A 24,232-nucleotide genomic window follows, 5' to 3' on the forward strand; every position below is an offset into this window, starting at 1 on the left:
TACCGAATGGTAACGTTTGGCGTCTAGTCCAAGACCCTGAAAAGATCAGGAGAGTGGACCATGATGCAGATAAACGAAACCTCAAGCGGCGTTCTCGTCCTGACTTTGACGGCGAAACGTATTGATGCCGCCAGTGCAGTCCATTTTAAAGACGATTTTCGAGAGGCAACAGCCGCGCATAGCGGGCGTGTCGTCATGGACCTCGGATCCGTCACATTCATGGACAGCAGTGGGCTAGGCGCGATGGTCGCCGCATTGAAGGCCATGGGTGGGCGCAAGCTGGAGCTGTGCAAAATGACTGCCGCGGTGGACAAGGTTTTCCGACTGACCCGGATGGATAAAGTTTTCCTTTTACACGCAGACGTCGAACACGCCTTAAGTTTTAATGACTCTAAAGATGTAGACGCCGCGTGACCAGTTTGGCCCGAATGCCAAGCTCTTTTGGTGCGCCACGCCTACATTTCGAAGAAACGATCAACGCAGATCCCATTTCTGTGCGCGACGCGATTCTGGAAATCATGAGACGGATTCAACACGAATTTCCGGCGCAATCCGAAGGCATTGTCAGCACTGAAATCGTGCTGGCTGAGGTATTGAACAATATCGCTGAACATAGTTATCAGGACTCAAATCTTGGCGATATTATCGTTTCGGTGTTGTGTACAGATGTCATGATCTCTTTTGAAACAAGAGATTATGGCTTGCCTATGCCCGGACTAACCCCGCCCGAGACTGAGCTTGAGGCGCTACCCGTGGGGGCAGAAGACCTGCCAGAAGGTGGATTTGGCTGGTTCTTCATACGCAGCCTGTCGTCCCATATGGAATACCTGCGCACGGGATCACAAAACATCTTTTGTGTGCAGATTCCCACGGCACCTGAAACTGACAACTAACAACTCAATAGCCGCGAACTGTTTCCAAAATGAGAACAGTTCACAGATGGGCCACAATTATCGCGCCGAAAGACCAATATTTGCTCGTTGAGGTGACATATTCGAATGCGACACGTCGGGGGTAGCTGCAGAGCTTCACTCGGCGTCGCGTTTATCAGCCCCCACCCAGATGCGCGACGCCGAGGACCATTCTTGCACTGCCCCCATCCCTGCAATCGCCCATAGACTTTCGCGGATCGCCGCTTATCCTCATTCCGGCAACAGCAAGGGATGCGATTTAGATGCGCGATTTTCAACAGCCCGGACGATCCACAGTCTTTTCGACAAACGGAATGTGCGCCACCTCCCATCCACTGGCCGCCAAAGTCTCGATACAGATGTTGGAAGCAGGCGGGAACGCCGTCGATGCCGCGATTGCCGGAGCAATATTGTTGGGCCTGTGCGAGCCTCAGATGACCGGAATAGGCGGTGATTGCTTCGTGTTGCTCGATAAACCTGGCGAAGCAGACGTCATCGCCTTGAATGGCTCAGGACGGGCACCGAAAGGACTATCCGCGGCCAATATGCGCGACAACAAGCTGACAAACGTCCCAATCGACTCGGTTGAAGCAGTAACCCTCCCGGGTGCAATCGACGCGTTTTGCCGACTCAGTCGAGATCACGGCAAACTGGGGATGAAGGCACTCCTCGCTCCGTCCATTTACTACGCAGAGGTCGGCGTTCCAGTTAGCCCGCGGACCAGTTTCGATTGGGCCCTGGCTGCAAATACGCCGAAGGGAGTGGCGGTCGACTACTATCTTTTGGGCGGCAAAGCTCCAAAACCCGGCCAGCTATTCCGCTCACCACAGCAAGCTGAGGTGTTGAGACGCATCGCCGAATTCGGGCGTGCCGGATTTTACGAAGGCGAAGTAGCAGAAGACATGGTGGCGTCACTGCAGGCCGCAGGGGGCACACATACTCTTGAGGATTTCGCGGAAACTTTTTGCGAATACACGACTCCGATCACTGGCTTCTACAAGGGGACGGAGTTGGTCGAGCATCCACCGAACGGGCAAGGTGCCACGGCAATTCTGATGAACAACATCCTTGGCCATTTTGATTTGGCGTCGGTGGCTCCATTGGGCTCAACACGCGCTCATATTGAAGCAGAGGCTACGAAACTGGCATATGATGCGCGTAACCGTTTCCTAGCTGACTTAGATTTCACAACCTGCACCGAACACATGCTCGCGCCGGAAACCGCCCGAAAGTTGGCAGCGTTGATTGATCCCAAAAAGGCCATGGCCAATCCACACAAACTTTCCGAACAAGTGCACAAGGACACTGTTTATATTACCGTGGTCGACAAGGATCTCATGTCCGTGTCATTGATCTATTCGATCTTTCACAGCTTCGGCTCTGGTATCGCGTCAAACAAGTTCGGCGTTTTGTTTCAGAATCGTGGGTGCGGCTTTACGCTTGACGAAGGCCATCCGAACGAGGCGGCTGGTGGTAAACGGCCGATGCATACTATTATTCCCGGGATTCTGCGTCAGGATGGAGACGTCGTTATGCCATTCGGCGTGATGGGAGGTGCCTATCAACCAGCTGGGCACTCCCGCTTTTTAACCAACATCGTTGATTTCGACATGCACCCTCAGGCCGCTATTGATGCCCCCAGAAGCTTTTTCGATGCGGGCGAGCTAAGGGTAGAACGTGGTTATTCCGACATGGTCAGGCAGGAACTAAGTGATTTGGGCCATACAGTTGTGACACCAGACGGCCCGATTGGTGGTGCTCAGGCGATTTTCATCGACCGTGCGAATGGCGTCCTTCACGGCGCCTCTGATCCACGAAAAGACGGTTGCGCCTTAGGCTACTAGTTGAAGTCAAACTGAAGTGGGTACTTCCCGCGCCCGTCGTAGTCACCAAACATGGCGCTCAGGTCGGGATGGTCAATCGGCTCACCCGTCAAGTCGGCGGCAAGGTTTTGCTCCGACACATACGCTACGTAGTAGCTGTCATCATTCTCGGCGAGCAGATGATAGAACGGTTGATCCCGGTTCGGGCGGCTCTCTGCTGGAATGTTATCATACCACTCTTCAGAGTTGGAAAACTCCGCATCCACGTCAAAAATTACCCCTCGAAAGGGATGTTTTTTGTGGCGCACGATCTGGCCTAAAGTGAATTTTGCCCGCGTTTTTAACATAACATTGCAACCTTTACCCCTCGTAGATAGACCCTCGGCAGGTGGTTTGTCCATGAATGGACAGTGCTTTTTAAGGAAACAGTCTGTGAACCTAATTTTTACGGTGTTGGAGATTGTCGCCCCGGTGTTCATCCTTGCAGCCATCGGCTTCACTTGGGTGAAGCTTGGGTTTGACTACCGAATCGAGTTCGTAACACGACTGGCAATGACCCTGTCGGTGCCGTGCCTGATCTTCTCTGCGCTTATGAGAACTGAGATCGCACCTGATGCGCTAACCACCGTTTCACTGGCCGCCGCGGCCGCTTATGGCCTTGTAACTGTTGGATGTTTTTTGCTTGTTAAGCTTGGGCATATGGATGTCCGCACCTACCTTGCTCCTTTGATTTTTGGCAATACGGGTAACCTGGGTCTGCCCTTAGCCCTGTTTGCCTTTGGGGATGAGGGGCTTGGCTACGCGGTCGTCATTTTCGCCATTATGGCGATTTATTCGTTCACGTTCGGCGTTTGGTTGGTATCCGGCGGTGGATCTATCACGAAAGTCATCAAGGAGCCTTTGGTCGGCGCAACTCTTCTCGGTGCGGTATTTCTCGTCATGGACTGGGAAACACCGCGGTTTTTGACAAACTCCATTGATCTGATCGGCCAGATGGCGATTCCCATGATGCTGATCACCCTTGGGGTGGCGGTCGCTCGGTTGAAACCACGCGGCGTGACGAAAGCTGTCACCGCGTCTATTCTGAAGGCCTGCATTTGTATTGCCGCCGCCACGGCCGCAGGTTTGTGGTTTGAATTACCTCAGATCCCGTTTGCGGTGCTGATTCTACAGGTCTCCACACCCGTTGCCGTTACATCTTACCTGTTGTCAGTGAAGTACGAGGCCGACAGCGATGCCGTTGCAGGCCTAGTTGTAGTGTCCACCTTGCTGTCGGTCATCTATATCCCGCTCACATTGGCGTTTTTGGTCTGATCACGACGATTGGACGGTTTGCCTAAGGCAGGTTTTGCGCTAAGATTTGAAAAAGCCAAAGAGGCAAAAAGCCCAAATCAAGGCGAGCAGGTACCATGAAAAAACTCTTTACCGCGTTAGCGTTCGTTCTATTCGTGGCCGCATGTGGCGGTGGTGGCGGCAGCGCGCCGCGCAATCTCGATAACGCGTGCTCAATCGTGTCGCAGCGCGCCGGCTGGCTGAAGGATATGAAGGCCGTGGAGCGTAAATGGGGCGTTCCGGTCCATGTGCAAATGGCGACCATCCACCAAGAAAGCAAGTTCGTGAGCGATGCGCGAACACCATTCCGCTACGCAATCGGAGTGATACCTATGGGGCGCCAAAGCTCGGCTTACGGATTTAGCCAAGCCCTTGATGCAACTTGGAAAGAATACCAGAAAGACCAAGGCCGCTATAGCGCCAAACGCGATAAGTTCCGCGACGCGGTCGACTTTATGGGTTGGTATATGAATGGCAGCACCGACCGGCTGGGCATCTCCAAATACGACGCGCGCAACCAGTATCTTGCCTATCACGAAGGCAGAACGGGATTCGCACGTGGATCATATAACCGAAAGTCATGGCTGCTGCGGGTATCTCAAGCGGTTGCGGATCGGTCGGATATGTATCGCTACCAGCTAATCAGCTGCGGCAAAGCGTAGGGCCTTAGTTAAGCCCTCTCGCCTGTATTTCCTGGGGAATATTGAACGGTCGCGCGCCGATCTTTACGCCCTTCTGCAGACCACCCAAAATAACCGTGGTTTCGCCACCCGCGTCGTTTGTGATTACCCACTGGCGCAACTCGATCGGGTTTGACGTGAACTTCAGCTGAATGTTCCCGTATTCTGGATGCTGTGGATCCTGCAATTTCACCACGGTTGCGGTTCCATCGTCGCGATGCCCGACAACCATGTTGGAGCGGTTGAAATCAACGTTCCTAGCCAAGATAAGGTTCAGCGGAGTCCGTTTGAGTGGAAACTGCTCGGGAGGTACGTTCGATTTCGGGTCAAAAACAGCAACCTGACTACCACCTGCAATGACAAGGCTGTCGTCAGGCGGGGCGTAGTCAAAACGGACGCGCCCAGGGCGCTTGATGAGGATTTCACCAGTGGTGACCGATCCATCTTCATTTATTTGCGTAAAGTCGCCCTTCGCAGTCTGGAAGCTGTTCAGAAAGCTAGAGATTTGCGAAAGCGAAATCTTTTCGGCCATTGCTGGCACCGCCAAAGCGAGCGACAGGACTGGGGCAAGGATCAGGTGTTTTATCATCATTCCCTCAAGATAAGCAAAAGGCCGGGGATTTAAACCCTCGGCCCTTCACGAAGCTGACATACAGCGCAATATTGCGCATGAGTTAGTGTTGTTCTGGCACCAAAATCTCACGCTTCCCAACGTGATTGGCCTGAGAAACAACGCCTTCTTCTTCCATTTGCTCAACCAGACGCGCGGCTTTGTTATAGCCAATCGCCAGTTTGCGCTGGATATAGGATGTCGAGCATTTGCGGTCTTTCAACACGATCTGAACCGCCGTGTCGTACAAAGCATCCTCACCATCAGTGTTACCGCCAAGGCCTAGAACCATGTCAATATCACTGGATTTTTCGTCGGCCGGGCCTTCGACCACACCCGACATATATGTCGGTGGTCCGAAAGACTTGAGGTGATTGACGATTTCCTCAACCTCTTCGTCAGACACAAACGGGCCGTGGATGCGGGTGATTTTCGAGCCGCCAGCCATATAGAGCATGTCGCCCATACCCAGCAGTTGTTCTGCACCCATTTCACCAAGGATAGTTCGCGAGTCAATTTTCGACGTCACCTGGAAGGAAATCCTTGTGGGGAAGTTGGCCTTGATCGTACCGGTGATGACATCCACCGACGGGCGCTGTGTGGCCATAATCAAGTGAATCCCCGACGCACGCGCCATTTGCGCCAAGCGTTGGATGCAGGCTTCGATCTCTTTGCCTGCAACCATCATCAGGTCGGCCATCTCGTCCACCACGACCACAATATATGGCATGGTTTCCGGCTGGAACTCCTCGGTTTCAAAGATCGGCTCTCCGGTTTCGTCGTCGAATCCAGTCTGTACCGTCCGCGTGAACATCTCGTTTTTGGCAAGCGCGTCTTTCACGCGGCTGTTGTAACCGTCGATGTTCCGCACGCCCATCTTGGACATTTTGCGATAGCGTTCTTCCATCTCCCCAACAGTCCATTTCAGGGCTACGACCGCTTTTTTAGGATCGGTCACAACAGGGCTTAGAAGGTGCGGGATGCCGTCATAGACGCTGAGTTCAAGCATCTTGGGGTCGATCATAATCAGGCGGCATTCCTCTGGCGTCAACTTATACAGCAGCGACAGGATCATCGTGTTGATCGCCACCGATTTACCGGAGCCGGTTGTACCCGCAATCAGCAGGTGAGGCATCTTAGCTAGGTTCGCGACGACAGGCTCACCACCAATGTCTTTGCCCAGCGCCAGCGGCAGCTTCTGGTTGCCATCGCCAAAATCACGAGCTGCAAGGATTTCACGCAGCACGACCATTTCGCGCTTCTCGTTTGGCAACTCGATTCCGATCACAGTACGACCCGGAACCGTGGAGACACGTGCCGACAAGGCCGACATAGAGCGCGAGATATCGTCAGACAGCCCGATCACACGGGACGCTTTCAAACCCGGTGCGGGCTCCAGCTCATACATGGTGACGACAGGACCGGGACGAACCGATACGATTTCCCCTTTTACGCCGTAGTCGTCCAGAACGGCCTCTAGCATCCGCGCGTTTTCTTCCAAAGCTTCGTCGCTCAGAACATGGCGCTCCACGGTGGAGGCGCTGGTCAAAAGGTTCAACGGAGGCAGTTCGAAATCGGAGTTGTTGTCTTCAAACTGAAGTTTTGGTTGGGCCTCGGCAACTGCGCGTTTAGATGGCGCTACAGGCTTGCGAACGGGTTGTTTCACGACCGGTTTGGTCAACGGCGCACCCATACGGCTAATAGCGGGCGCTGGCGGAACAGACTCAATCAACTCTTCTTCGTCTGCATATTGGGACGGAGCTTCGCGCAAAGCCGGCTCGATCCGCAATGGATCCGGGCCGCGTCCACGTGTCAATTTCGGCTCGGCGCGCATTGCCGGTTCATCGGTGTATTCCAGAGGTTTTGTCCGGCGGGCGCGATTTTTGATCACATCCGAAATCTTGGACCTAATACGATCTTCCGGCTCGATGTCATCGTGGATCATCGCAGGCTCGTCGTCATACTCGGGCTCACGCGGCTTCAGGCCGGGCAAGCGCGCGAGCAAACTTGGCTTGGTGACGGGTTGCTCAACTTCGATCTGAGGCTGACCAACCGGCTGGGGTGCGTGTACAACGGGTGTCCGGCGCAAGGATGGTCCAGCAATGGGGGCGTCTTCGTCATAGGCCTCTGCCGCAGCGGTCAGCCGTGCTTCCTTGCGTTGAACACGAATGTCATTGGCCTTAGCCGCGGCGAGAACTGCACCTTTGCCGGTTGAACCAAGAATTTTCATGATGCTCGCATAGGTCAGGATAACGCCGACTAGCATGAATCGAGCGACCGACTTGATTTCGGAGCGGTCAAAACCAAGCACAAAGAGAGACAGGAACAACAGGCCGAAGAACACGATAAACGCCAAGACTTTTAGACCGAACGTGGCGCTGATCGGAGCGACACCAAGGATCGCGCCCAAAACGGTGTCACCGAACAGGCCACCAAGTCCAAAGGAATGGGTCCACTCGCTTACCGGAACATGGGTAGAGGCGTAGACCGAAGCCAGGGCGACAGCCAATGGCGCGAAAATCAAACGGCCAACCGCACGCTCTTCGCCGCGGTGCATAACGAAACGCAGGCCCCAGACGACGGCAACAAAAGGAATGGCCCATGCCCCGAACCCGACGATGATAAACAACGGGCTAGCAAGATAGGCACCGAAACGGCCCAACCAGTTCTTGGCAGGCTCGTCTGTAGCAGACATCCAGCTTGGGTCTTCTGGCACGTAAGACAGCAGCAACATCGTCACCATGACACCAAGCGCCAACAGCCCGAAGCCAAAAAGCTCTTTGCCTCGTTTTTCGATTGCCGCCTGCATGTCGCTGTCCAAAAACGGATCGCGTGACCTTGCCTGATACGCCATAACTACTTCCTCACCTTCAACCGTATATGCAGCTCTTGAGGCGGGTTAGCCCCGGCTGCAGTTCGTTCATTGGGGCAACCAAGGCCACCCGGATATATTTCGTGCCGGGGTTAGACCCCTGATAGTCGCGACCCAGATACGCACCGGGTAATACTTTAACGCCTGTTTCGCTCCACAGCTTTTTCGTAGCCTCTTCGCCATCCTTGACCGGAAGCCATAAGAAGAAACCAGCTTCGGGCGCTAGGTAGCCGTCAACGTCGCCAAACAGTGTATCGCTAAAGTCCAGTTTTTCGCGGTAAAGTGCGCGGTTCGCTTCAACATGCTCTTCGTCCGCCCAAACCATTTCCGCGACGCGCTGCAAAGGCAGCGGCAAGGGAGCGCCAGCATAGGCCCGCAGCGCCTTTAGTCGTTTGATATTTTCGGGGCCACTTGCTGCAAAGCCAGACCTGAGACCCGCCAAATTAGATCGCTTCGACAGTGAATTGAACAAAACCACCCGCTCTGGGTCCAAATCCTTACCCGCTGTCAGCGCCCCCATCGGCGCGGAGGAGCGGTAGATCTCGGAATAGCACTCATCGGCAAAAATCTTGAAGTCGTACTTCTCAGCCAAGGCAAGCAAGTCGGCCCAATATTCTGGAGACGCCACAGCGCCTTGCGGATTGGAGGGCGAACACAAATAGGCGATCGCGGTGCGGTTCAGAACATCTTCGGGTAGAGCGCCAAAATCAGGCAAGAAGCCTGTTTCCAACGTTGCAGGCACATAGATCGGCTCCGCCCCTACAGCTAGTGTTGCAACCGCATAGACTTGATAAAACGGGTTCGGCATTAATACGACCGGTGTTCCGTTCTTTTCCTCGGGGCACAGAGCCAAGGCCGCGTTGAACAACCCTTCGCGGGTGCCGTTAAGAGGCAAAACCTGCGTCTCACCATCAACTGCTACGCCGTATCTGCGGGCGATCCATCCAGCAATCGCGGACTGCAATTCCGGCGTTCCATCATTCGGCGGGTAGCCGCCGAACCCTGAAGCATGGGCTACAATGATGTCAGTAATCCAGTGAGGGAAGGGATGCTGAGGCGAGCCAATCGTCATATCCACTGGCACCCCACCCGACTCAAGCCCGGCGAGAAGCGACCGCAAACGCGGAAATGCATATGGTGGCAGGTTCGAAAACCGCTCAGGAAAGGTCATTTGGACCTACTATTACTGCCTCAAGGATCGGGATCATTTTCGCCCCGTTTGTCCCAAGCTACCCCAATGCGCGGGGGGCGGTCCAGAAAAAGCACCGCAATTTCAGCAATGTGGTCACATGCCTGTGACTTTTTGGCCCATTAGCTGAACGCAGCCTCTGCCGCGGCGCCCAAGCGAAGCAAACGCTCCTCCGAGTTTGGCGCGCCAAGGAACATAATCCCCGTTGACGACAATCCGGTTGGCAATGTGATGCCAGCTGACCCCATCAGGTTGCCAACCCTAGTATTGCGCAGCGCCAGCAGATTTTCAGTGACGTAGTATTCGCTATCAGTCAGCAACCGCTCGGCGTTTGGCGGCAAAATAGGCGATGTGGGCAATATAACTGCGTCATAGCCTGCGATGCGTTCATTCCAGATGACTCGAAGCGCTTCGAGTTTACGCCAGCCAGCGACATAGTCTGGTCCAGATATTTGGCTGCCTGACCGGAAGCGCTCTAGAATTTCGGGGAACATTACGCTTGGATTTGCGTCGATCACGTCTTTCCAAATACCATAGGCTTCTGGCGCGAAAAGCGTGCCTGACAGGGCCAACGCATCCGCTACCTCGGGAGCTTCCTTGCGTTCAATGACAGCACCCGCCGCCTTGAGACGCTCGACCGCGCTCTCGAAGCCCGCCTTTGGTTCTGGGCGGATGTCGTCAAACGCGACTGACTCTAGGATCATCAACCGCATGCCGTCCAACGACACGCCATTTATGTCCGCTACTTTACCGCCCTCTAACGCAGCCAGCAGGTGCGCCGCATCCTCAACCGAGCGACACAACGGACCGACGGAATCAAAGCGGGCGCAAAGAGGCACCACGCCCTTGACGCTTACTCTACCGACTGTCGTCTTCAACCCGACAAGATCGTTCCACGCGGCAGGGATGCGAACTGATCCGCCCGTATCAGACCCTATTCCTGCGGCAGCCAGCCCAAATGCGACGGAGGTGGCCGCACCGGAAGACGATCCGCCTGCGACCGCGTCCACGTCATTCACACAAGGCGACGTGGCCGTGACAGGGTTTAGGCCAAGCCCCGAGAAGGCCAGTTCAGACATATGGGTTTTGCCAAGGCAAACAGCTCCGCCATGCGATGCGTTGACCAGCACTTCTGCATCGGAGTCAGGAACGCGGCCTTTCAGCAATGCGCTACCTGCTTCTGTTCCGGTGCCAGCCGTATCGAACAAGTCTTTCCACGAGATCGGAACGCCATCTAGCAACCCTCGGCGCTGCCCCATGTCTGCCCGGACCTTCGCAGCGGCAGCCTCGGTCCTTGCCCGACCTTCGGTCAAGCGAGCGTAAATACGATCGGAAAATTCATGACCCCGCGCCGCGTCCAGATACAACTCGGTCAGGGCAACCGGATCAATCTCTGCGGTATCGATCCCGCGACCCAAGTCGCTTGCTGTCATAAACAACCATTTATCCGACATCACCAATTCCTTGTGCTGATTTGGCGCGAGGGTAGCGGCAGCACAACGCATGGACAATCCCAACCAGCCCTCCATATTGAGAGGCATGAATTATGACAGCGATATCGCCATCGTCGGCGGAGGCCTGAACGGCTGTGCCCTTGCCATTGCGTTGGCCAGCGGTGGCCTTTCCGTCACATTGATTGACAGCTTGGCTGTCGACACGCTGAAGGACGACAGTTTTGACGGTCGATCCTATGCGCTTGCCTTGGCGTCCAAACGCTTGCTGAGCGCCGTCGGCGTATGGGACGGCATTGCCACTGATGCCCAACCGATGTTGGAGATCAAGGTCACAGATGGGCGCGCTGGCGAAGGCCCCTCGCCGTTTTGGATGCACTTTGACCATACCGAAATCGAGGAAGGCCCAATGGGGTTCATGGTCGAGGATCGCCATTTGCGCCGCGCCTTCCTTGAGAGAATTGCCTCGGATGATCACATCATCCACGTCACACCAGAAACTGTGATCGCCCAATCGGTCGATCAGGTAGGTGCAACTGTTTCTCTGGCTTCCGGCAAGACCATCCGCACGCGTCTGCTGGTTGGCTGCGATGGACGGCGCAGTGGTGTGGCCGAACGGGCCAATATCGGACGCAGCTTCAAAGACTATGGCCAGACAGCCTTGGTCGCGGCGATTGGGCATGAGTTGCCTCACAACGGAATTGCTCATCAGTTCTTTATGCCGGCTGGTCCTTTGGCAATCTTGCCCTTAACGGGTAACCGTAGCTCTATTGTGTGGGCCGAAACGCATGAGCGGGCGGCGGAGCTTTCCGGCCTCGACGATGACGCGTTCATCGAGGCCTTGCGCCCTGCGTTTGGGGATTTTCTGGGTAACATTCACGTCACCGGGGCGCGGTTTTCCTATCCGCTGAATCTGACTCTAGCTGACCGGCTGGTTGATACACGGCTCGTTTTAGTCGGCGACGCGGCGCATGGCGTTCACCCAATTGCCGGCCAAGGATTGAACTTGGGTCTTCGGGATGTCGGCGCACTGGCACAAGTACTTGTTGACGCCCGTAGACGCGGAGAAGACGTCGGAGCAGACGCAGTTCTGGCGCGATATGAAGACTGGCGGCGCTTCGACACCACAACATTGGCAATGGCGACAAATGGATTCAACGAATTGTTTTCAAACGATAATCCATTATTGAGAGCAGGTCGCGATATTGGGATGGGGCTGGTCAACGCCTTCCCCGCCTTGCGCCGAAGCTTCATTCGCGAAGCCGCCGGATTGACCGGAGACCTGCCCCGCTTGCTTCAGGGGCGCGCGCTTTAATCGAGCTTGCGCGCCTCGTCGACCAGCATGATGGGGATACCACCTCGTATGGGAAAGGCGAGTTTTGCGCCCTTCGAAACCAACTCTTGTTTCTCAGCATCGTAGGACAGCGTGGCCTGCGTGATCGGGCAGACCAAACCTTCAAGCATATGACGGTCAAAGTTGGGGTCGGTCATTGAAGTATCTCCTCGGTAGAGCCGCCTCGTAGCGAAAATTCGATCAGCGTTACCAGCGTTTCACGGCGCGTCGTCAGCGACGGCGCTTCAAGCAATGCTTGCTTTTCTTCTGGCTCGAACGGGCAGAGCATGGACAAGGAATTGATCAGTAACTCGGTGTCTGCATCTTTCAGGCTTTCCCAATCGGTGCGCAGGTCATGCGCGTCGAAGAACTTTTCAAGAGAATTCAGAAACTCTACGCGGTCAAACCCTGCATCTTGTTCAGTTGGCCCCAAGTCCCGCTCGAACCCTGCCCAACTCACCTCCGCCTTACGGTACGGGCTGAAACCATCGACTTCTTTGGAAATCCGAAAGCGGGAGATCCCTGCCAAAGTCACCATGTATCGCCCATCTTCTGTCTCGGAAAACTGGGTCACACGCCCTGCACAACCGATTGCATGAAGTTGTTCCTCGCCCTTCGGTCCATTGTGCGGCTGAACCATGCCGATAAGTCGATTAGACGTCTTTAGGACGTCTTCAAACATCTGCAAATAGCGAGGCTCAAACAAGTGCAATGGCAGCCTTGCACGTGGCAGCAGGAGTGCACCCGGCAACGGAAAGAGCGGGATAGTATCGGGAAGGTCAGCTGAGTTCATCATACGCATGGACCTAGCTCGCGCGCCTCTTCAGACAAATATCATCGACGATAATTTGCGGCGACCGTTCAACACGATCGGATCATCCGCTTTCAGTGCATCAAAAACCGTAAACAACTGTGACTTGGCGGCCCCGTCATTCCATTCGCGATCACGTCGGAACAACTCCAGCAAGTGATCGACCGCGCCTTGAGCGTCTCCTGAAGCATGCAATGCGACGGCCAAATCCAACCGTGCCTGATGGTTGTCAGGATCGGCGTCAACAGCGGCTTGAAGCTCCGTTGTTGGGCCAGTCTCCGCTGCCTGCAACAGCAGTTCTAACTGCGCGCGGACGGCCTCAATCTCGGGTAGGCCGTTCAACTCTTCCGGCGCGTTGGCGAGCAGCGTCGATGTTTTTTCTAGTTCATCCATCGCCATATGCGAGCGCATTAGCCCTGCATATGCGGCGGGGTTGTTCGGCTCTTCGCCCAAGATGGCCGCGAAGGTTTGCGCGGCGTCGACGGCAGCGCCCTCTTCCAGCATGGCTTCAGCAGCCGCGATGGCCTCGCCCAGCCCTTCGTCAACTTCACCGCCGGACTCGGCAATCAGTTTGTCGATAAAAGTCTTGATCTCGCTCGCCGGCAAGGCGCCTTGAAATGCGTCGATCGGCTTGCCTTTGTAGAAAGCATAGACGGTAGGGATCGACTGAATTTGCAGTTGGCCGGCGATTTGCTGATTTTGGTCGACATCGACCTTCACCATTTTTACAGCACCCTTGGCTTCTTTAACCCCGGCCTCCAACGCCGGGCCAAGCGTTTTGCATGGGCCACACCACGGAGCCCAGAAATCAACGATTACAGGCACTTCGTGGCTGGCCTCGATCACATCAACCATGAAGGTCGCTTCACTTGTGTCTTTGATCAGGTCGCTACCACCGGCGGAAATTCCGCCTACGTTTAGTTCAAGCATGGTTTTGTCCTCGGTGTTTAAGCTCAGTTGCCCTGTATATGTGCGCTCTTTGCTCAAAGATCAAATGTCGCGAAAACTGGCGCGTGATCAGAGGGTTTTTCCCAGCCCCGCACGTGCCGCACAACCCGTGAGGAATGGCCGGACGACGCAATGTCAGAGGTTGCCCAAACATGATCCAGCCGGCGGCCTTTGTCAGCGGCATCCCAGTCTTTGGCGCGGTAGGACCACCACGAATAAAGCTGCCCCTCCGGAATATCGTTACGGGTCACGTCAGACCAGCCGCCTGCGTCCATCACCTCGTTGAAATGTTCAACCTCGATCGGGGTATGGCTCACCACCTTTAGTAGCTGCTTGTGGGACCAAACGTCATCCTCACGAGGTGCGATATTCAAATCCCCGACGAGAATTGACTTGGTTGGCTTATCCGCATGAAAGGCGTCGCGCAGCTCGGTCAGGTAGTCGAGTTTGTTGCCAAACTTCTCGTTGATGTCACGGTCCGGCACATCACCGCCCGCCGGGATGTAATGGTTGTGGATGGTCACGCCATTCTCAAGCCGTGCGGCGACATGGCGGGCATGGCCCAACGAAGCGTAGTCCTCGGCACCAGCTTCAACAATTGGCAAGCGCGAGATAATTGCCACACCGTTATACCCCTTCTGGCCGCGTGCAACCATGTGGGAATAGCCAATTGCGTGCAGCCCTTCGAGCGGGATATTGTCCACGGGACTTTTGCATTCCTGCAGGCACAACACGTCAGGCGCTTCCTCGCGGAGTAGTTTTAGAACCAACTCCTCTCGCAACCGAACCGAGTTGATGTTCCAAGTAGCGAGAGTGAATGACATGAGTTTTCTCCGATGTGACCTGTTGCAAGGTTAGTCCGACGCTTGCGCCAGCACCACAAGGAAACGAAGAAAGCCAATTCCGCAATCAGCCATACCATGCGTCGTGCCAGTCCCTCACCTTGCAGGATACATCAGCGTGCACATCCAAAAAAAAGCCCGAGCATAAAGCTCGGGCCAGTCCAACAGGGAGAATACCGCAACATAACCCCGTTGCGGTCAGGGGAGCTTTGATTGAGGTCAAACCTCACGAATTCAGTTTATAGCCTCCAGATTCGGTCACAAGAAGGCGCGCATTTGACGGATCTGGTTCTATTTTCTGACGAAGGCGGTAAATATGTGTCTCAAGTGTGTGCGTTGTCACACCGGCGTTATAGCCCCACACTTCGTGCAACAGGACATCACGCGCCACCACGCCATCGGTCGAGCGGTAGAGAAATTTCAGAATATTCGTCTCTTTTTCAGTCAGACGGATTTTCTTCTCATCCTCGGTAATCAACATCTTCATAGAAGGTTTGAACGTGTATGGCCCAAGCTGGAACACTGCATCTTCGGACTGTTCGTGCTGGCGCAATTGGGCGCGGATGCGGGCCAGCAGAACAGGAAACTTAAACGGCTTGGAGACATAGTCGTTGGCGCCGGCATCAAGGCCCAAAATAGTATCTGAGTCGCTGTCATGCCCCGTGAGCATCAATATAGGGCATTTCACGCCTTGTTTACGCATCAAGCGACAAAGTTCACGCCCGTCTGTGTCTGGCAAACCGACATCAAGAACGACAAGATCGTAGATCGCCTCTTTTGCCTTCAGCATCGCGTCGGCGCCATTTCCGGCTTCAAACACGTCGAAATCTTCTGTCATGATCAATTGCTCGGACAGTGCCTCACGCAAGTCCTCGTCATCATCAACAAGCAGGATTTTTTTGAGTGTCGTCATTGTTCAATGTCCTCTTTTGTTGAGTACAAGATGTGCCCTGCCACCAAAGTAAACAACTCACGGGCCCGTTATTCACAGCCTCGTGTCGCAATGGGGGTGTTTTGTTTCAACTTTCTTTCGTTTGGAGTAGAAGTGGGCTGACAATGTTACAAGAATGAGCCCCATGACACTGGCACCTGACACAATTGAGCTAGCCGCCCGCGCCCGTGCTGACCTACGAATGGGCGTTCCAGTGGTCATTGGATCATCTCTCGTGCTTGCAGCAGAGACCCTTGGAGAAGGGCGTCTGAAGGCGCTGCAAATCTCTGGAATGCCCCTTGTGTTGGCTATTACGGACTGGCGTGCGCGTACGCTGAAGGCCCGTGCCTATGATACTGACCTTGCTCGAATCATCGTTCCAACGGACGCACCGGTGGATTGGATTGTCGCTATTGCCGACCCCGCTGATGATTTGAACGCCCCAATGAAAGGGCCGCTTCAAACACTGCGTGATGGATCCGCCGATGACGCGCGCCTAGCAATTCAGCTGACCAAAGACGCACGGTTGTTGCCCGCTGTTGTCATGACGCCGCTGGACTCCCCGTTTGAATATGCGGCGCGCCACTGTCTAACGGCGCTTGATGCAGATGCATTGGCCCGTATTTCTGCGACACCTAGCCCGCTTCACCCTTTGGTTAGCGCCCGTCTCCCGTTGGAGGTCAGCGAAGCAGGACGTTTGCATGTTTTTCGCCCTGAAGACGGCGGAGAAGAGCATTATGCGATCGAGATCGGCCAACCATCGCGATCAGCACCAGTGTTAACGCGGCTACATTCTGCATGTTTTACCGGCGACCTCCTTGGATCCCTTAAATGCGATTGTGGGCCGCAGCTTCGCGGGGCTCTCGCTCAGATGGGGGCGGAAGGGCAAGGTGTGTTGCTCTATCTAAACCAAGAGGGCCGCGGCATCGGACTCGCAAACAAAATGCGCGCCTATTCACTGCAGGATCAAGGATTCGACACCGTCGAGGCCAACCACCGGCTTGGATTTGAAGATGACGAACGCGACTTTAGGATCGGTGCTGGAATTTTGAAATCTATGGGATTTAGCAAGATCAAGCTTCTGACCAACAATCCCGCCAAACTTGCGATGCTAGAGGCCAATGGTCTGGAAGTAGTCAAGCGTGTACCCTTGAAGGTTGGCGAAACCCGCCATAACGCCGACTACCTCGCCACCAAGGCCGCGAAATCGGGACATCTTTTGTGACCACGGATGACTTGGTTGTAACCCGTTGGGCTACACGTTTCATGGGAAGGCTTTTTTCTTGCAGCATTGGCAAGGGCGGTCTCTCAAGCGACAAACGCGAAGGAGACGGTGCGACGCCTGCCGGTGTGCTTCGGATAGCAGGTATGCTTTATCGCCCTGATCGATTGGAAGCACCAACGACGTGGGCCCGACCAATTGGCCCCGCAGACCTTTGGTCCGATGATCCAACCGCCGCCGACTATAACCAATTGGTGCGGGCGCCGTATGCCCCGAGTCATGAGGCGTTGCGACGCGCTGATCCACTCTATGATCTGATTCTTTTGACGGACTGGAATTACCCGGTGTCGGTTCCCGGTTTGGGATCGGCAATTTTCATTCACCGCTGGCGCAAACCGCGACATCCCACCGAAGGTTGTGTAGCCTTTTCACCCGGAGATTTGCTGTGGATCGCACAAAGGGTAAATCTCGGCACCCGCGTGGTTGTCAGGCCTTAGTCGGGACACGCTCTCCAAAGATCGCAGATCCCACACGCACGTAGGTAGCACCTTGCGCGATGGCCTGCTCGAAGTCGCCACTCATGCCCATGCTTAACTCTGGCAGTCCGTTGCGCTCGGCCAGTTTTCTTAGCAGTGCAAAATGCACGGACGGGTCTTCGTCGACCGGCGGGATGCACATCAGGCCAATCACTGGTAGGTCGAGCTTCTGACACGCTGCGATGAAGCTATCGGTTTCTTCGGGCAAGACACCCGCTTTCTGATCTTCTTTTCCCGTGTTCACTTGAATGAACAGCTTGGGACAACGCCCCAGCTCGTCCCTTATCGCAGCTATCCGTTTGGCGAGCTTTAGCCGATCAAGTGTATGGAAATAATCGAACAGTTCCACCGCTTGTCGCGTCTTATTGGTTTGGAGCGGACCCAAAAGGTGAAGCTCTACACCATCATACTTGCTGCGAAACTCTGGCCATTTGCTTGCGGCCTCCTGCACGCGGTTCTCGCCGAATATCCGATGACCTTGCTCAAGCACCTCCTCGACACGGTCATTTGGTTGAACCTTGGAAACTGCGATCAAACCGGTGCTGCCACGTGGCCGACCGGCACGTTCTTCTTCTGCTGCGATGCGGTTTCGAATATCTGATAGCGACATGGACAGCTCCCGGAAGTTGGCACGCCCTTATCCAACATAGACCTGCACAAAAGAAAAGAGCGGGCCTAAGCCCGCTCTCTCTAAATCAGTAGGTTTGGTAGAGCTTAGAAGCTCAGGCCAAGACCGATCGAAGCCGATTTTTGTGTTGGGCCAGCGCCGACTTTGCCGGAACCGTAACCGAAGTGAGCAACTGCACCGCCGCCTAGGTCGTAAGCTGCAGCCAAGCCGAAGCCTTTTTGGTCGTTGGCAGCGACAACGCCGTCATACTTGCCGTAGTTGGCGTGGACCGAGATCGCGCCGGTTGTGTAACCAACACCAACACCGATGTGCTTGTCGAAGACCGAGTTGGTCATGTCTGTGTACTCGATGCCAGCGGCCAGGCCGTTAGCGAAAGTAGCGGACACGGAAACACCGGTTGCTTTTGCGTCAGTCGCGGTGCCAGGAGCGCCGTCAGCTGCGCGCTGGTGACCCAAACCGAAGTTTACAGTCGTGCCGGACAGGTCCAGAGCGTATTTGAAACCGATCGCATAACCGATGCCGGTGTTTACAGCGTTCGAACCGTTGTCGTCTTCCAAGGAGACTGCAACGCCCCAAGCGCCCGATGTGTAATCCCAACGCAGGATTTGGCCATCGTTGCCGCCATCAAGATACGCGCCGTTGTAGCCAGCGTGTGTGGTTTCGTCGTCAGCGATGGAACCTGGGTTGCCAACGTTACCGGCATCAGTCAAAGCCCAGTCCAGAGCGCCGTCTGTGTCGCCCATCGTCACGGTGCCGAAGCCGCCGGAGATGAAGATCGTTGCGCCGCCATCGTCGGAGTTGTTCTTCGTTGCAGCTTGGTTGCCGCCTTCGTCCAGATCAACGGACGCGCCGAAGGTCAGGCCGTTGTCAGTTTCGCCGGACATGGTGAATGTCACGTCGATGTCGGTGAAGAATTGTGGGTCACCAGGGTTTGCTGCGCCCTTAGCGGCTGCGAATGCGGCGTTGTACTGGTATACGCCCATTTCGGCGCGACCGGACAGAGCAACATCTGCTGCAGCCAGACCAGCTGTGGAAACCAGCGCGGTGGATGCGATAAGGATCTTTTTCATGACAATATGCCTCTTAAGTTAGTGTGCCAAAGATTCGGCACGTATATTTCCTTACCTTGGATAAGAGAAAACGCCGCCGGGCAAAAGTGGCAGAAAAATTGTAAGGCGAATTCGGCGCTTTTTTGCAACATATTTACGAACGAAAAAAGGCGGGCCTGCTGGCCCGCCTTTCTAAGATAGTCGCTTGGTGGGTGAGCTTAGAAGCTCAGGCCCAGACCCAAGGACATGGATTTTTGGCTTACGCCAGCGCCGACTTTGCCGGAACCGTAACCGAAGTGCACAACTGCACCGCCGCCCAGGTCGTAAGCAGCAGCCAAGCCGTAGCCTTTTTGGTCGTTGGCGGCGACAACGCCGTCATACTTGCCGTAGTTGGCGTGGATCGAGAACGCGCCGGTTGTGTAGCCAAGGCCAACACCGATGTGCTTGTCGAAGACCGAGTTGGTCATGTCTGTGTACTCGATGCCAGCGGCCAGGCCGTTAGCGAAAGTAGCGGACACGGAAACACCGGTTGCTTTTGCGTCAGTCGCGGTGCCAGGAGCGCCGTCAGCTGCGCGCTGGTGACCCAAACCGAAGTTTACAGTCGTGCCGGACAGGTCCAGAGCGTATTTGAAACCGATCGCATAACCGATGCCGGTGTTTACAGCGTTCGAGCCGTTGTCGTCTTCCAAGGAGACTGCAACACCGAAGGCGCCCGATGTGTAATCCCAACGCAGGATTTGGCCATCGTTGCCGCCATCAAGATACGCGCCGTTGTAGCCAGCGTGTGTGGTTTCGTCGTCAGCCAGGGAACCTGGGTTGCCAACGTTACCGGCATCAGTCAAAGCCCAGTCCAGAGCGCCGTCTGTGTCGCCCATCGTCACGGTGCCGAAGCCGCCGGAGATGAAGATCGTTGCGCCGCCATCGTCGGAGTTGTTTTTCGTTGCAGCTTGGTTGCCGCCTTCGTCCAGATCAACGGACGCGCCGAAGGTCAGGCCGTTGTCGGTTTCGCCGGACATGGTGAATGTCACGTCGATGTCGGTGAAGAATTGAGCGCCAACTTCAGTAACAGGGTTGCCTTTGGCAGCCTGGAACGCAGCGTTGTTTTTGAAGATACCCATTTCGGCACGGCCGGAAAGAGCTACATCTGCTGCCGCTGCGCCGCCGAAGGCGACCAATGCGGTGGATGCGAAGAGAATGTTTTTCATCGTTTTCCCTCGAAGGTTTCATTAATACTTAGGTGCACCTCAATTCAGGGAATCCGAACTGAGTCCCAGTCTGTTTCTTACGGACGGCCTCGCAATTCAAGCCGCCGCGCTCAAAGGAAAAGTTTACCACACCGATTGATGCAACAGCGCCACAGTCCCATTTTTGGCCAATGTGACCGTTTAGCTATTCTTTCTTGTTCCATATGGCAGCGTCCGATATGACAGGGAAAACAACAGGCCGAGAGCATTTATCAATGGTGAGCACCCGTATCCTTAAATGGACAGCAACCTGTACCCTAGTCCTGTCATTGTCAGCCTGCGGCGGTAGCGGCATCTTCGGCAAAGGCAAGAATGAGCGTCGCGAAAATGACGCTAACGGCTTCTCCCGCGATTATGACAGTGCCGCCCGCTCGAATGCGGTGAAGAAGGGCAGCCGGTTGGCCGACCTGTTTACCAACAATGACGATCCCAACGTCACGTTGAAGGTGAACAAATACCTTTGGAAGGCCTCTTTGGATGTGTTGAACTTCATGCCGGTTGAAGCCGCCGACCCGTTCACCGGCACGATCGCGCTAGGCTATGGCCGACCGCAAGGCGGTGGCCGCGCGTATCGTGCGACTGTCTTTATTACCGACCCCGCGCTTGACGCCCGCTCTTTGCGCGTGTCGCTGCAAGGCGCTGGCGGCAGTGCCGTTTCTACGCAAACCGCCCGCGCGGTCGAGGATGCGATCCTGACTCGCGCCCGCCAGCTTCGCATTGCTGACGGCAAACTCTAGCCTCTGGACCAAGTCCAGCGGCATCCCTATTACATGCGCCGGGCCTCATCGCCCGGCGCTTTTCGTATCCTAGGAAGACCAAATGTCCCGCTACAACGCCCGCACAGTCGAACCAAAATGGCAAAAAGCTTGGGATGACGCCCAAACCTTCCTAGCCACCCGTGATGAATCCCGCGAGAAATACTACGTGTTGGAGATGTTCCCCTACCCGTCGGGCCGCATCCATATCGGGCATGTGCGCAACTACACCATGGGTGACGTGATCGCGCGGTATAAGGCGTCATGCGGGTTTAGCGTGCTTCACCCGATGGGTTGGGACGCTTTTGGCATGCCTGCGGAAAACGCAGCAATGGCAATCGGCGGTCACCCCAAGGAATGGACTTACGGCAACATCGCCGCGATGCGCGACCAGATGAAGCCGCTGGGCCTGTCCATCGACTGGACCCGCGAATTTGCCACATGCGATCCGGAATACTACGGCCAGCAGCAGGCGCTGTTCCTCGATTTCATGGAAAAGGACTTGGTCTACCGCAAGAACGCCACGGTGAACTGGGATCCGGTCGATATGACCGTTCTGGCCAACGAGCAGGTGATTGACGGCAAGGGCTGGCGCTCCGATGCACCGGTGGAGCGACGCGAGTTGACGCAATGGTTCTTCAAGATCAGCGATTGGTCCGAGGAATTGCTGGGCGCGTTGGACGGGCTAGATAACTGGCCGGACAAAGTGAAGCTGATGCAGGCCAACTGGATCGGCAAGTCACGCGGCCTGCAGTTCGGGTTTGAGCGCACAGACGGTGGCGATGCGATTGAAGTTTACACAACTCGTCCTGACACGTTGATGGGCGCCAGCTTTGTAGGCATCTCCCCGGATCACCCGCTGGCTAAGGAACTGGAAGCCTCCGATCCAAAAGCCGCCGAATTCATTGCAGAGTGTCGCAAGGGTGGCACCACGGCGGAAGCTTTGGAAACGGGCGAAAAGCTAGGCTTTGACACTGGTATAAAGGTGAAGCACCCGCTGAACCCCGACTGGGAATTGCCCGTCTGGGTCGCGAACTTCATCCTGATGGACTACGGCACCGGCGCGATCTTCGCCTGCCCTGCGCATGACCAGCGCGATCTGGACTTCTGCCGCAAGTATGACTTGCCGGTGATCGACACCTTCTTTGCAATCGATGACGCGAAGCCCGTGGAGACAGAAGCCTTCGTACCGCTGAAAACCGAGAAGGTGAAATGGGTCGACCATTTTGCGGGCCTTGATGTTGCCACAGGCGAAGACGCGGTGAACGCCACCATCGACTTCGTTGAGGCCGCTGGTTGGGGCAAGGGCGTCACCCAGTATCGCCTGCGCGATTGGGGCCTGTCGCGCCAACGCTACTGGGGTTGCCCGATCCCCGTCGTGCATTGCGACGACTGTGGTGTGGTGCCCGAGAAGAAAGAGAACCTGCCGATTGAGTTGCCCGATGATGTCACTTTCGACATCCCCGGCAACCCGCTCGACCGCCACCCGACATGGCGCAACACGCCCTGCCCGTCTTGTGGCAAAGCCGCCAAGCGTGAAACCGACACGATGGACACGTTCGTGGACTCGTCGTGGTATTACGCGCGCTTCACCTCGCCCCACGCGAGCACGCCGACCGATATGGCGGACGCGGAGTACTGGATGAACGTCGATCAGTATATCGGCGGCATCGAGCACGCGATTTTGCACCTGCTCTATTCCCGCTTCTTTGCCCGCGCGATGAATGAGACGGGGCATTTGCCCGCGTCGGCAAAGGAGCCGTTCGATGCATTGTTTACGCAAGGCATGGTGACGCACGCTATCTACCAAACTCGCGACGACAACGGACGACCCATCTATCACCTGCCCGAAGATGTGGACGAAGCGAACGCCACCTTGCGTGCAACGGATGAAGCTGTGGAAGTCATCCCCTCCGCCAAGATGTCCAAATCCAAGAAGAACGTCGTCGATCCCGTCGACATTATCGACCAATACGGCGCGGATACCGCGCGGTGGTTCGTGTTGTCCGACTCACCTCCCGAACGGGACGTGGAATGGACCGCGTCTGGTGCAGAAGCCGCGTGGAAGTTCCTTGGCCGCGTCTGGCGCTTGGCTGCTGAATTGGAAGACGGCGATGACAGCGACCTTGATCTGGAGCGGGCCAGCGCGCAAGCCATCCGTGAAGTCACTTTGGGCATCGAGACCTTCGGGTTCAACAAGTCCGTGGCCAAGCTCTACGAATTCGCCAACGCGATCTCGAAGTCCAAGGCCGGTTCGGGCGCGAAACGCAAGGCGGTCAAAGTGTTTGCGCAGCTCATGTCCCCTATGACGCCGCACCTGTCGGAAGAAATCTGGTCTCATCTGGGCGGCGAAGGCCTGATCGCCAACGCCCCATGGCCCGTCGCCGACGAGGCACTATTGGTCCAAGACACCATCACCATGCCAATCCAGATCAACGGCAAACGTCGTGGTGAAATCGACGTGAGTGCGGACGCCTCCAAGGAAGAGGTTGAAAAGCTGGCGCTGGCGCATGATGCTGTCATCAAGGCTCTCGAAGGTCGCGAGCCCAAGAAACTTATCGTGGTGCCGGGCCGGATCATCAATGTCGTCATTTAACCGCCGTTTCCTGCTTCTTGCTCTGCCAGCCCTCGCCGCGTGCGGGTTCGAGCCTGTCTATGGCACAGGCGGTAGTGCAGAAGGCCTGCGCGGTTCTATTCTTGTGGACGAGCCGACCACGCTAGACAGCTTCAATCTGGTCGCTCAGTTGGAACAGCGGTTGGGCCGCGCGCAAGCACCTGTCTACGGCATGAGCGTGACGCTTAAGGTCGAAGAGAAGGGGCTCGCCATTTCCGGCTCCAACGACATTACGCGGTACAATGTCTTGGGAACTGCCGTCTACGTGTTGCGCAATCTGGGTTCGGACGAACAGGTCTACAAAGGCACCGTGAACACGTTCACGGCGTATTCTGCATCCGCCCAACCGGTCGCGACACTTGCAGCAAAGCGCGACGCCAGCGAACGGCTGATGACCGCGCTTGCCGATAAAATCACCACCGATCTGCTGATCAACTCCGGCAAGTTCTGA

At 55.7% G+C, this 24,232-nt stretch carries 24 protein-coding genes; 11 read left to right on the forward strand and 13 right to left on the reverse strand.

The genetic code is table 11. From position 1 onward, the window contains the following. The first annotated feature begins 60 nt into the window (after window positions 1-60). The 3 genes from BCF46_RS10440 to BCF46_RS10450 all read left to right on the forward strand — a co-directional run bounded on the left by BCF46_RS10440 (window position 61) and on the right by BCF46_RS10450 (window position 2,755). Entirely contained in the window at window positions 61-414 is a 354-nt protein-coding gene (locus BCF46_RS10440) for an STAS domain-containing protein (RefSeq protein WP_121023944.1), read from the forward strand. 14 nt (window positions 415-428) lie between these two features. After that, window positions 429-893, forward strand: coding sequence for an ATP-binding protein (locus tag BCF46_RS10445; RefSeq protein WP_121023946.1), 465 nt, complete (start codon window positions 429-431; stop codon window positions 891-893). A 281-nt stretch (window positions 894-1,174) separates the two neighbouring features. Next, entirely contained in the window at window positions 1,175-2,755 is a 1,581-nt protein-coding gene (locus BCF46_RS10450; RefSeq protein ID WP_121023948.1) for a gamma-glutamyltransferase family protein, read from the forward strand. Here BCF46_RS10450 and hspQ read toward each other — a convergent pair. Further along, on the reverse strand, window positions 2,752-3,081 hold the full coding sequence (gene hspQ / locus BCF46_RS10455) for a heat shock protein HspQ (RefSeq protein ID WP_121023950.1): 330 nt from the start codon (window positions 3,079-3,081) through the stop codon (window positions 2,752-2,754). The two genes, BCF46_RS10450 and hspQ, sit on opposite strands and share 4 nt — an antisense overlap. A gap of 85 nt (window positions 3,082-3,166) precedes the next feature. On the opposite strand from hspQ, the gene BCF46_RS10460 reads away from it, so the two are divergent. Continuing rightward, window positions 3,167-4,048 carry an AEC family transporter gene (locus BCF46_RS10460; RefSeq protein WP_121023951.1) on the forward strand — a complete coding sequence of 294 codons (882 nt, stop codon included), beginning with the start codon at window positions 3,167-3,169 and terminating at the stop codon, window positions 4,046-4,048. Between the two features lie 95 nt (window positions 4,049-4,143). Next, entirely contained in the window at window positions 4,144-4,728 is a 585-nt protein-coding gene (locus BCF46_RS10465; protein WP_121023953.1) for a transglycosylase SLT domain-containing protein, read from the forward strand. A 4-nt stretch (window positions 4,729-4,732) separates the two neighbouring features. Here BCF46_RS10465 and BCF46_RS10470 read toward each other — a convergent pair whose 3' ends face one another. From BCF46_RS10470 to BCF46_RS10485, 4 genes are all read right to left on the reverse strand, one after another. After that, a complete protein-coding gene (locus BCF46_RS10470) occupies window positions 4,733-5,338 on the reverse strand; it encodes a LolA family protein (RefSeq protein ID WP_121023955.1) in 606 nt (201 codons plus the stop codon). An 82-nt stretch (window positions 5,339-5,420) separates the two neighbouring features. After that, the gene (locus BCF46_RS10475; RefSeq protein WP_121023957.1) at window positions 5,421-8,210 is read right to left on the reverse strand and encodes a DNA translocase FtsK; all 2,790 of its coding nucleotides are present in this window, start codon (window positions 8,208-8,210) and stop codon (window positions 5,421-5,423) included. Window positions 8,211-8,226: 16 nt separating this feature from the next. Next, window positions 8,227-9,399 carry an aminotransferase class I/II-fold pyridoxal phosphate-dependent enzyme gene (locus BCF46_RS10480; RefSeq protein WP_121023959.1) on the reverse strand — a complete coding sequence of 391 codons (1,173 nt, stop codon included), beginning with the start codon at window positions 9,397-9,399 and terminating at the stop codon, window positions 8,227-8,229. A 140-nt stretch (window positions 9,400-9,539) separates the two neighbouring features. Beyond that, window positions 9,540-10,871, reverse strand: coding sequence for an amidase (locus BCF46_RS10485; RefSeq protein WP_121024516.1), 1,332 nt, complete (start codon window positions 10,869-10,871; stop codon window positions 9,540-9,542). Between the two features lie 49 nt (window positions 10,872-10,920). Between BCF46_RS10485 and BCF46_RS10490 the strand changes: the two genes are divergently transcribed. Beyond that, the gene (locus tag BCF46_RS10490) at window positions 10,921-12,183 is read left to right on the forward strand and encodes a UbiH/UbiF/VisC/COQ6 family ubiquinone biosynthesis hydroxylase (protein WP_121023960.1); all 1,263 of its coding nucleotides are present in this window, start codon (window positions 10,921-10,923) and stop codon (window positions 12,181-12,183) included. Here BCF46_RS10490 and BCF46_RS10495 read toward each other — a convergent pair. The 5 genes from BCF46_RS10495 to BCF46_RS10515 all read right to left on the reverse strand — a co-directional run bounded on the left by BCF46_RS10495 (window position 12,180) and on the right by BCF46_RS10515 (window position 15,715). Continuing rightward, on the reverse strand, window positions 12,180-12,359 hold the full coding sequence (locus BCF46_RS10495; protein ID WP_121023962.1) for a Trm112 family protein: 180 nt from the start codon (window positions 12,357-12,359) through the stop codon (window positions 12,180-12,182). The two genes, BCF46_RS10490 and BCF46_RS10495, sit on opposite strands and share 4 nt — an antisense overlap. Beyond that, window positions 12,356-12,997 carry an LON peptidase substrate-binding domain-containing protein gene (locus tag BCF46_RS10500; RefSeq protein WP_121024518.1) on the reverse strand — a complete coding sequence of 214 codons (642 nt, stop codon included), beginning with the start codon at window positions 12,995-12,997 and terminating at the stop codon, window positions 12,356-12,358. The genes BCF46_RS10495 and BCF46_RS10500 overlap by 4 nt, the downstream gene beginning before the upstream one ends. 27 nt (window positions 12,998-13,024) lie before the next feature. After that, window positions 13,025-13,942, reverse strand: coding sequence for a thioredoxin (gene trxA / locus BCF46_RS10505; protein ID WP_121023964.1), 918 nt, complete (start codon window positions 13,940-13,942; stop codon window positions 13,025-13,027). A gap of 53 nt (window positions 13,943-13,995) precedes the next feature. Then, window positions 13,996-14,784 (reverse strand): exodeoxyribonuclease III, encoded by a 789-nt coding sequence (locus tag BCF46_RS10510; RefSeq protein WP_121023966.1) that lies wholly within the window; start codon window positions 14,782-14,784, stop codon window positions 13,996-13,998. A gap of 244 nt (window positions 14,785-15,028) precedes the next feature. Continuing rightward, window positions 15,029-15,715 carry a response regulator transcription factor gene (locus tag BCF46_RS10515; protein ID WP_121023968.1) on the reverse strand — a complete coding sequence of 229 codons (687 nt, stop codon included), beginning with the start codon at window positions 15,713-15,715 and terminating at the stop codon, window positions 15,029-15,031. 163 nt (window positions 15,716-15,878) lie between these two features. Here BCF46_RS10515 and ribA point away from each other — a divergent pair, with 163 nt between their 5' ends. Further along, complete coding sequence (gene ribA, locus BCF46_RS10520) at window positions 15,879-16,958, forward strand: GTP cyclohydrolase II (protein ID WP_121023970.1); 1,080 nt, start codon at window positions 15,879-15,881, stop codon at window positions 16,956-16,958. Further along, a complete protein-coding gene (locus BCF46_RS10525) occupies window positions 16,955-17,452 on the forward strand; it encodes a L,D-transpeptidase family protein (protein WP_121023972.1) in 498 nt (165 codons plus the stop codon). Before ribA ends, BCF46_RS10525 begins: the two co-directional genes overlap by 4 nt. Here BCF46_RS10525 and BCF46_RS10530 read toward each other — a convergent pair. The 3 genes from BCF46_RS10530 to BCF46_RS10540 form a co-directional block, all read right to left on the reverse strand. Beyond that, window positions 17,442-18,101: a YggS family pyridoxal phosphate-dependent enzyme gene (locus tag BCF46_RS10530; protein ID WP_121023974.1), complete on the reverse strand. Its 660-nt coding sequence runs from the start codon at window positions 18,099-18,101 to the stop codon at window positions 17,442-17,444. The genes BCF46_RS10525 and BCF46_RS10530 overlap by 11 nt on opposite strands. 104 nt (window positions 18,102-18,205) lie before the next feature. Next, window positions 18,206-19,189 (reverse strand): porin, encoded by a 984-nt coding sequence (locus tag BCF46_RS10535; protein WP_121023976.1) that lies wholly within the window; start codon window positions 19,187-19,189, stop codon window positions 18,206-18,208. A gap of 197 nt (window positions 19,190-19,386) precedes the next feature. Then, window positions 19,387-20,373, reverse strand: a complete 987-nt coding sequence (locus BCF46_RS10540; RefSeq protein ID WP_121023978.1) for a porin — start codon at window positions 20,371-20,373, stop codon at window positions 19,387-19,389. A gap of 254 nt (window positions 20,374-20,627) precedes the next feature. On the opposite strand from BCF46_RS10540, the gene BCF46_RS10545 reads away from it, so the two are divergent. The 3 genes from BCF46_RS10545 (at window position 20,628) to lptE (ending at window position 24,232) form a co-directional block, all read left to right on the forward strand. After that, complete coding sequence (locus BCF46_RS10545) at window positions 20,628-21,149, forward strand: DUF3576 domain-containing protein (RefSeq protein ID WP_121023980.1); 522 nt, start codon at window positions 20,628-20,630, stop codon at window positions 21,147-21,149. 82 nt (window positions 21,150-21,231) lie between these two features. After that, window positions 21,232-23,763 carry a leucine--tRNA ligase gene (leuS, locus tag BCF46_RS10550; protein WP_121023982.1) on the forward strand — a complete coding sequence of 844 codons (2,532 nt, stop codon included), beginning with the start codon at window positions 21,232-21,234 and terminating at the stop codon, window positions 23,761-23,763. After that, a complete protein-coding gene (gene lptE, locus BCF46_RS10555; protein ID WP_121023984.1) occupies window positions 23,750-24,232 on the forward strand; it encodes an LPS assembly lipoprotein LptE in 483 nt (160 codons plus the stop codon). The genes leuS and lptE overlap by 14 nt, the downstream gene beginning before the upstream one ends.

Source organism: Litoreibacter meonggei, from assembly GCF_003663885.1.
GTDB classification, from domain to species: domain Bacteria; phylum Pseudomonadota; class Alphaproteobacteria; order Rhodobacterales; family Rhodobacteraceae; genus Litoreibacter; species Litoreibacter meonggei.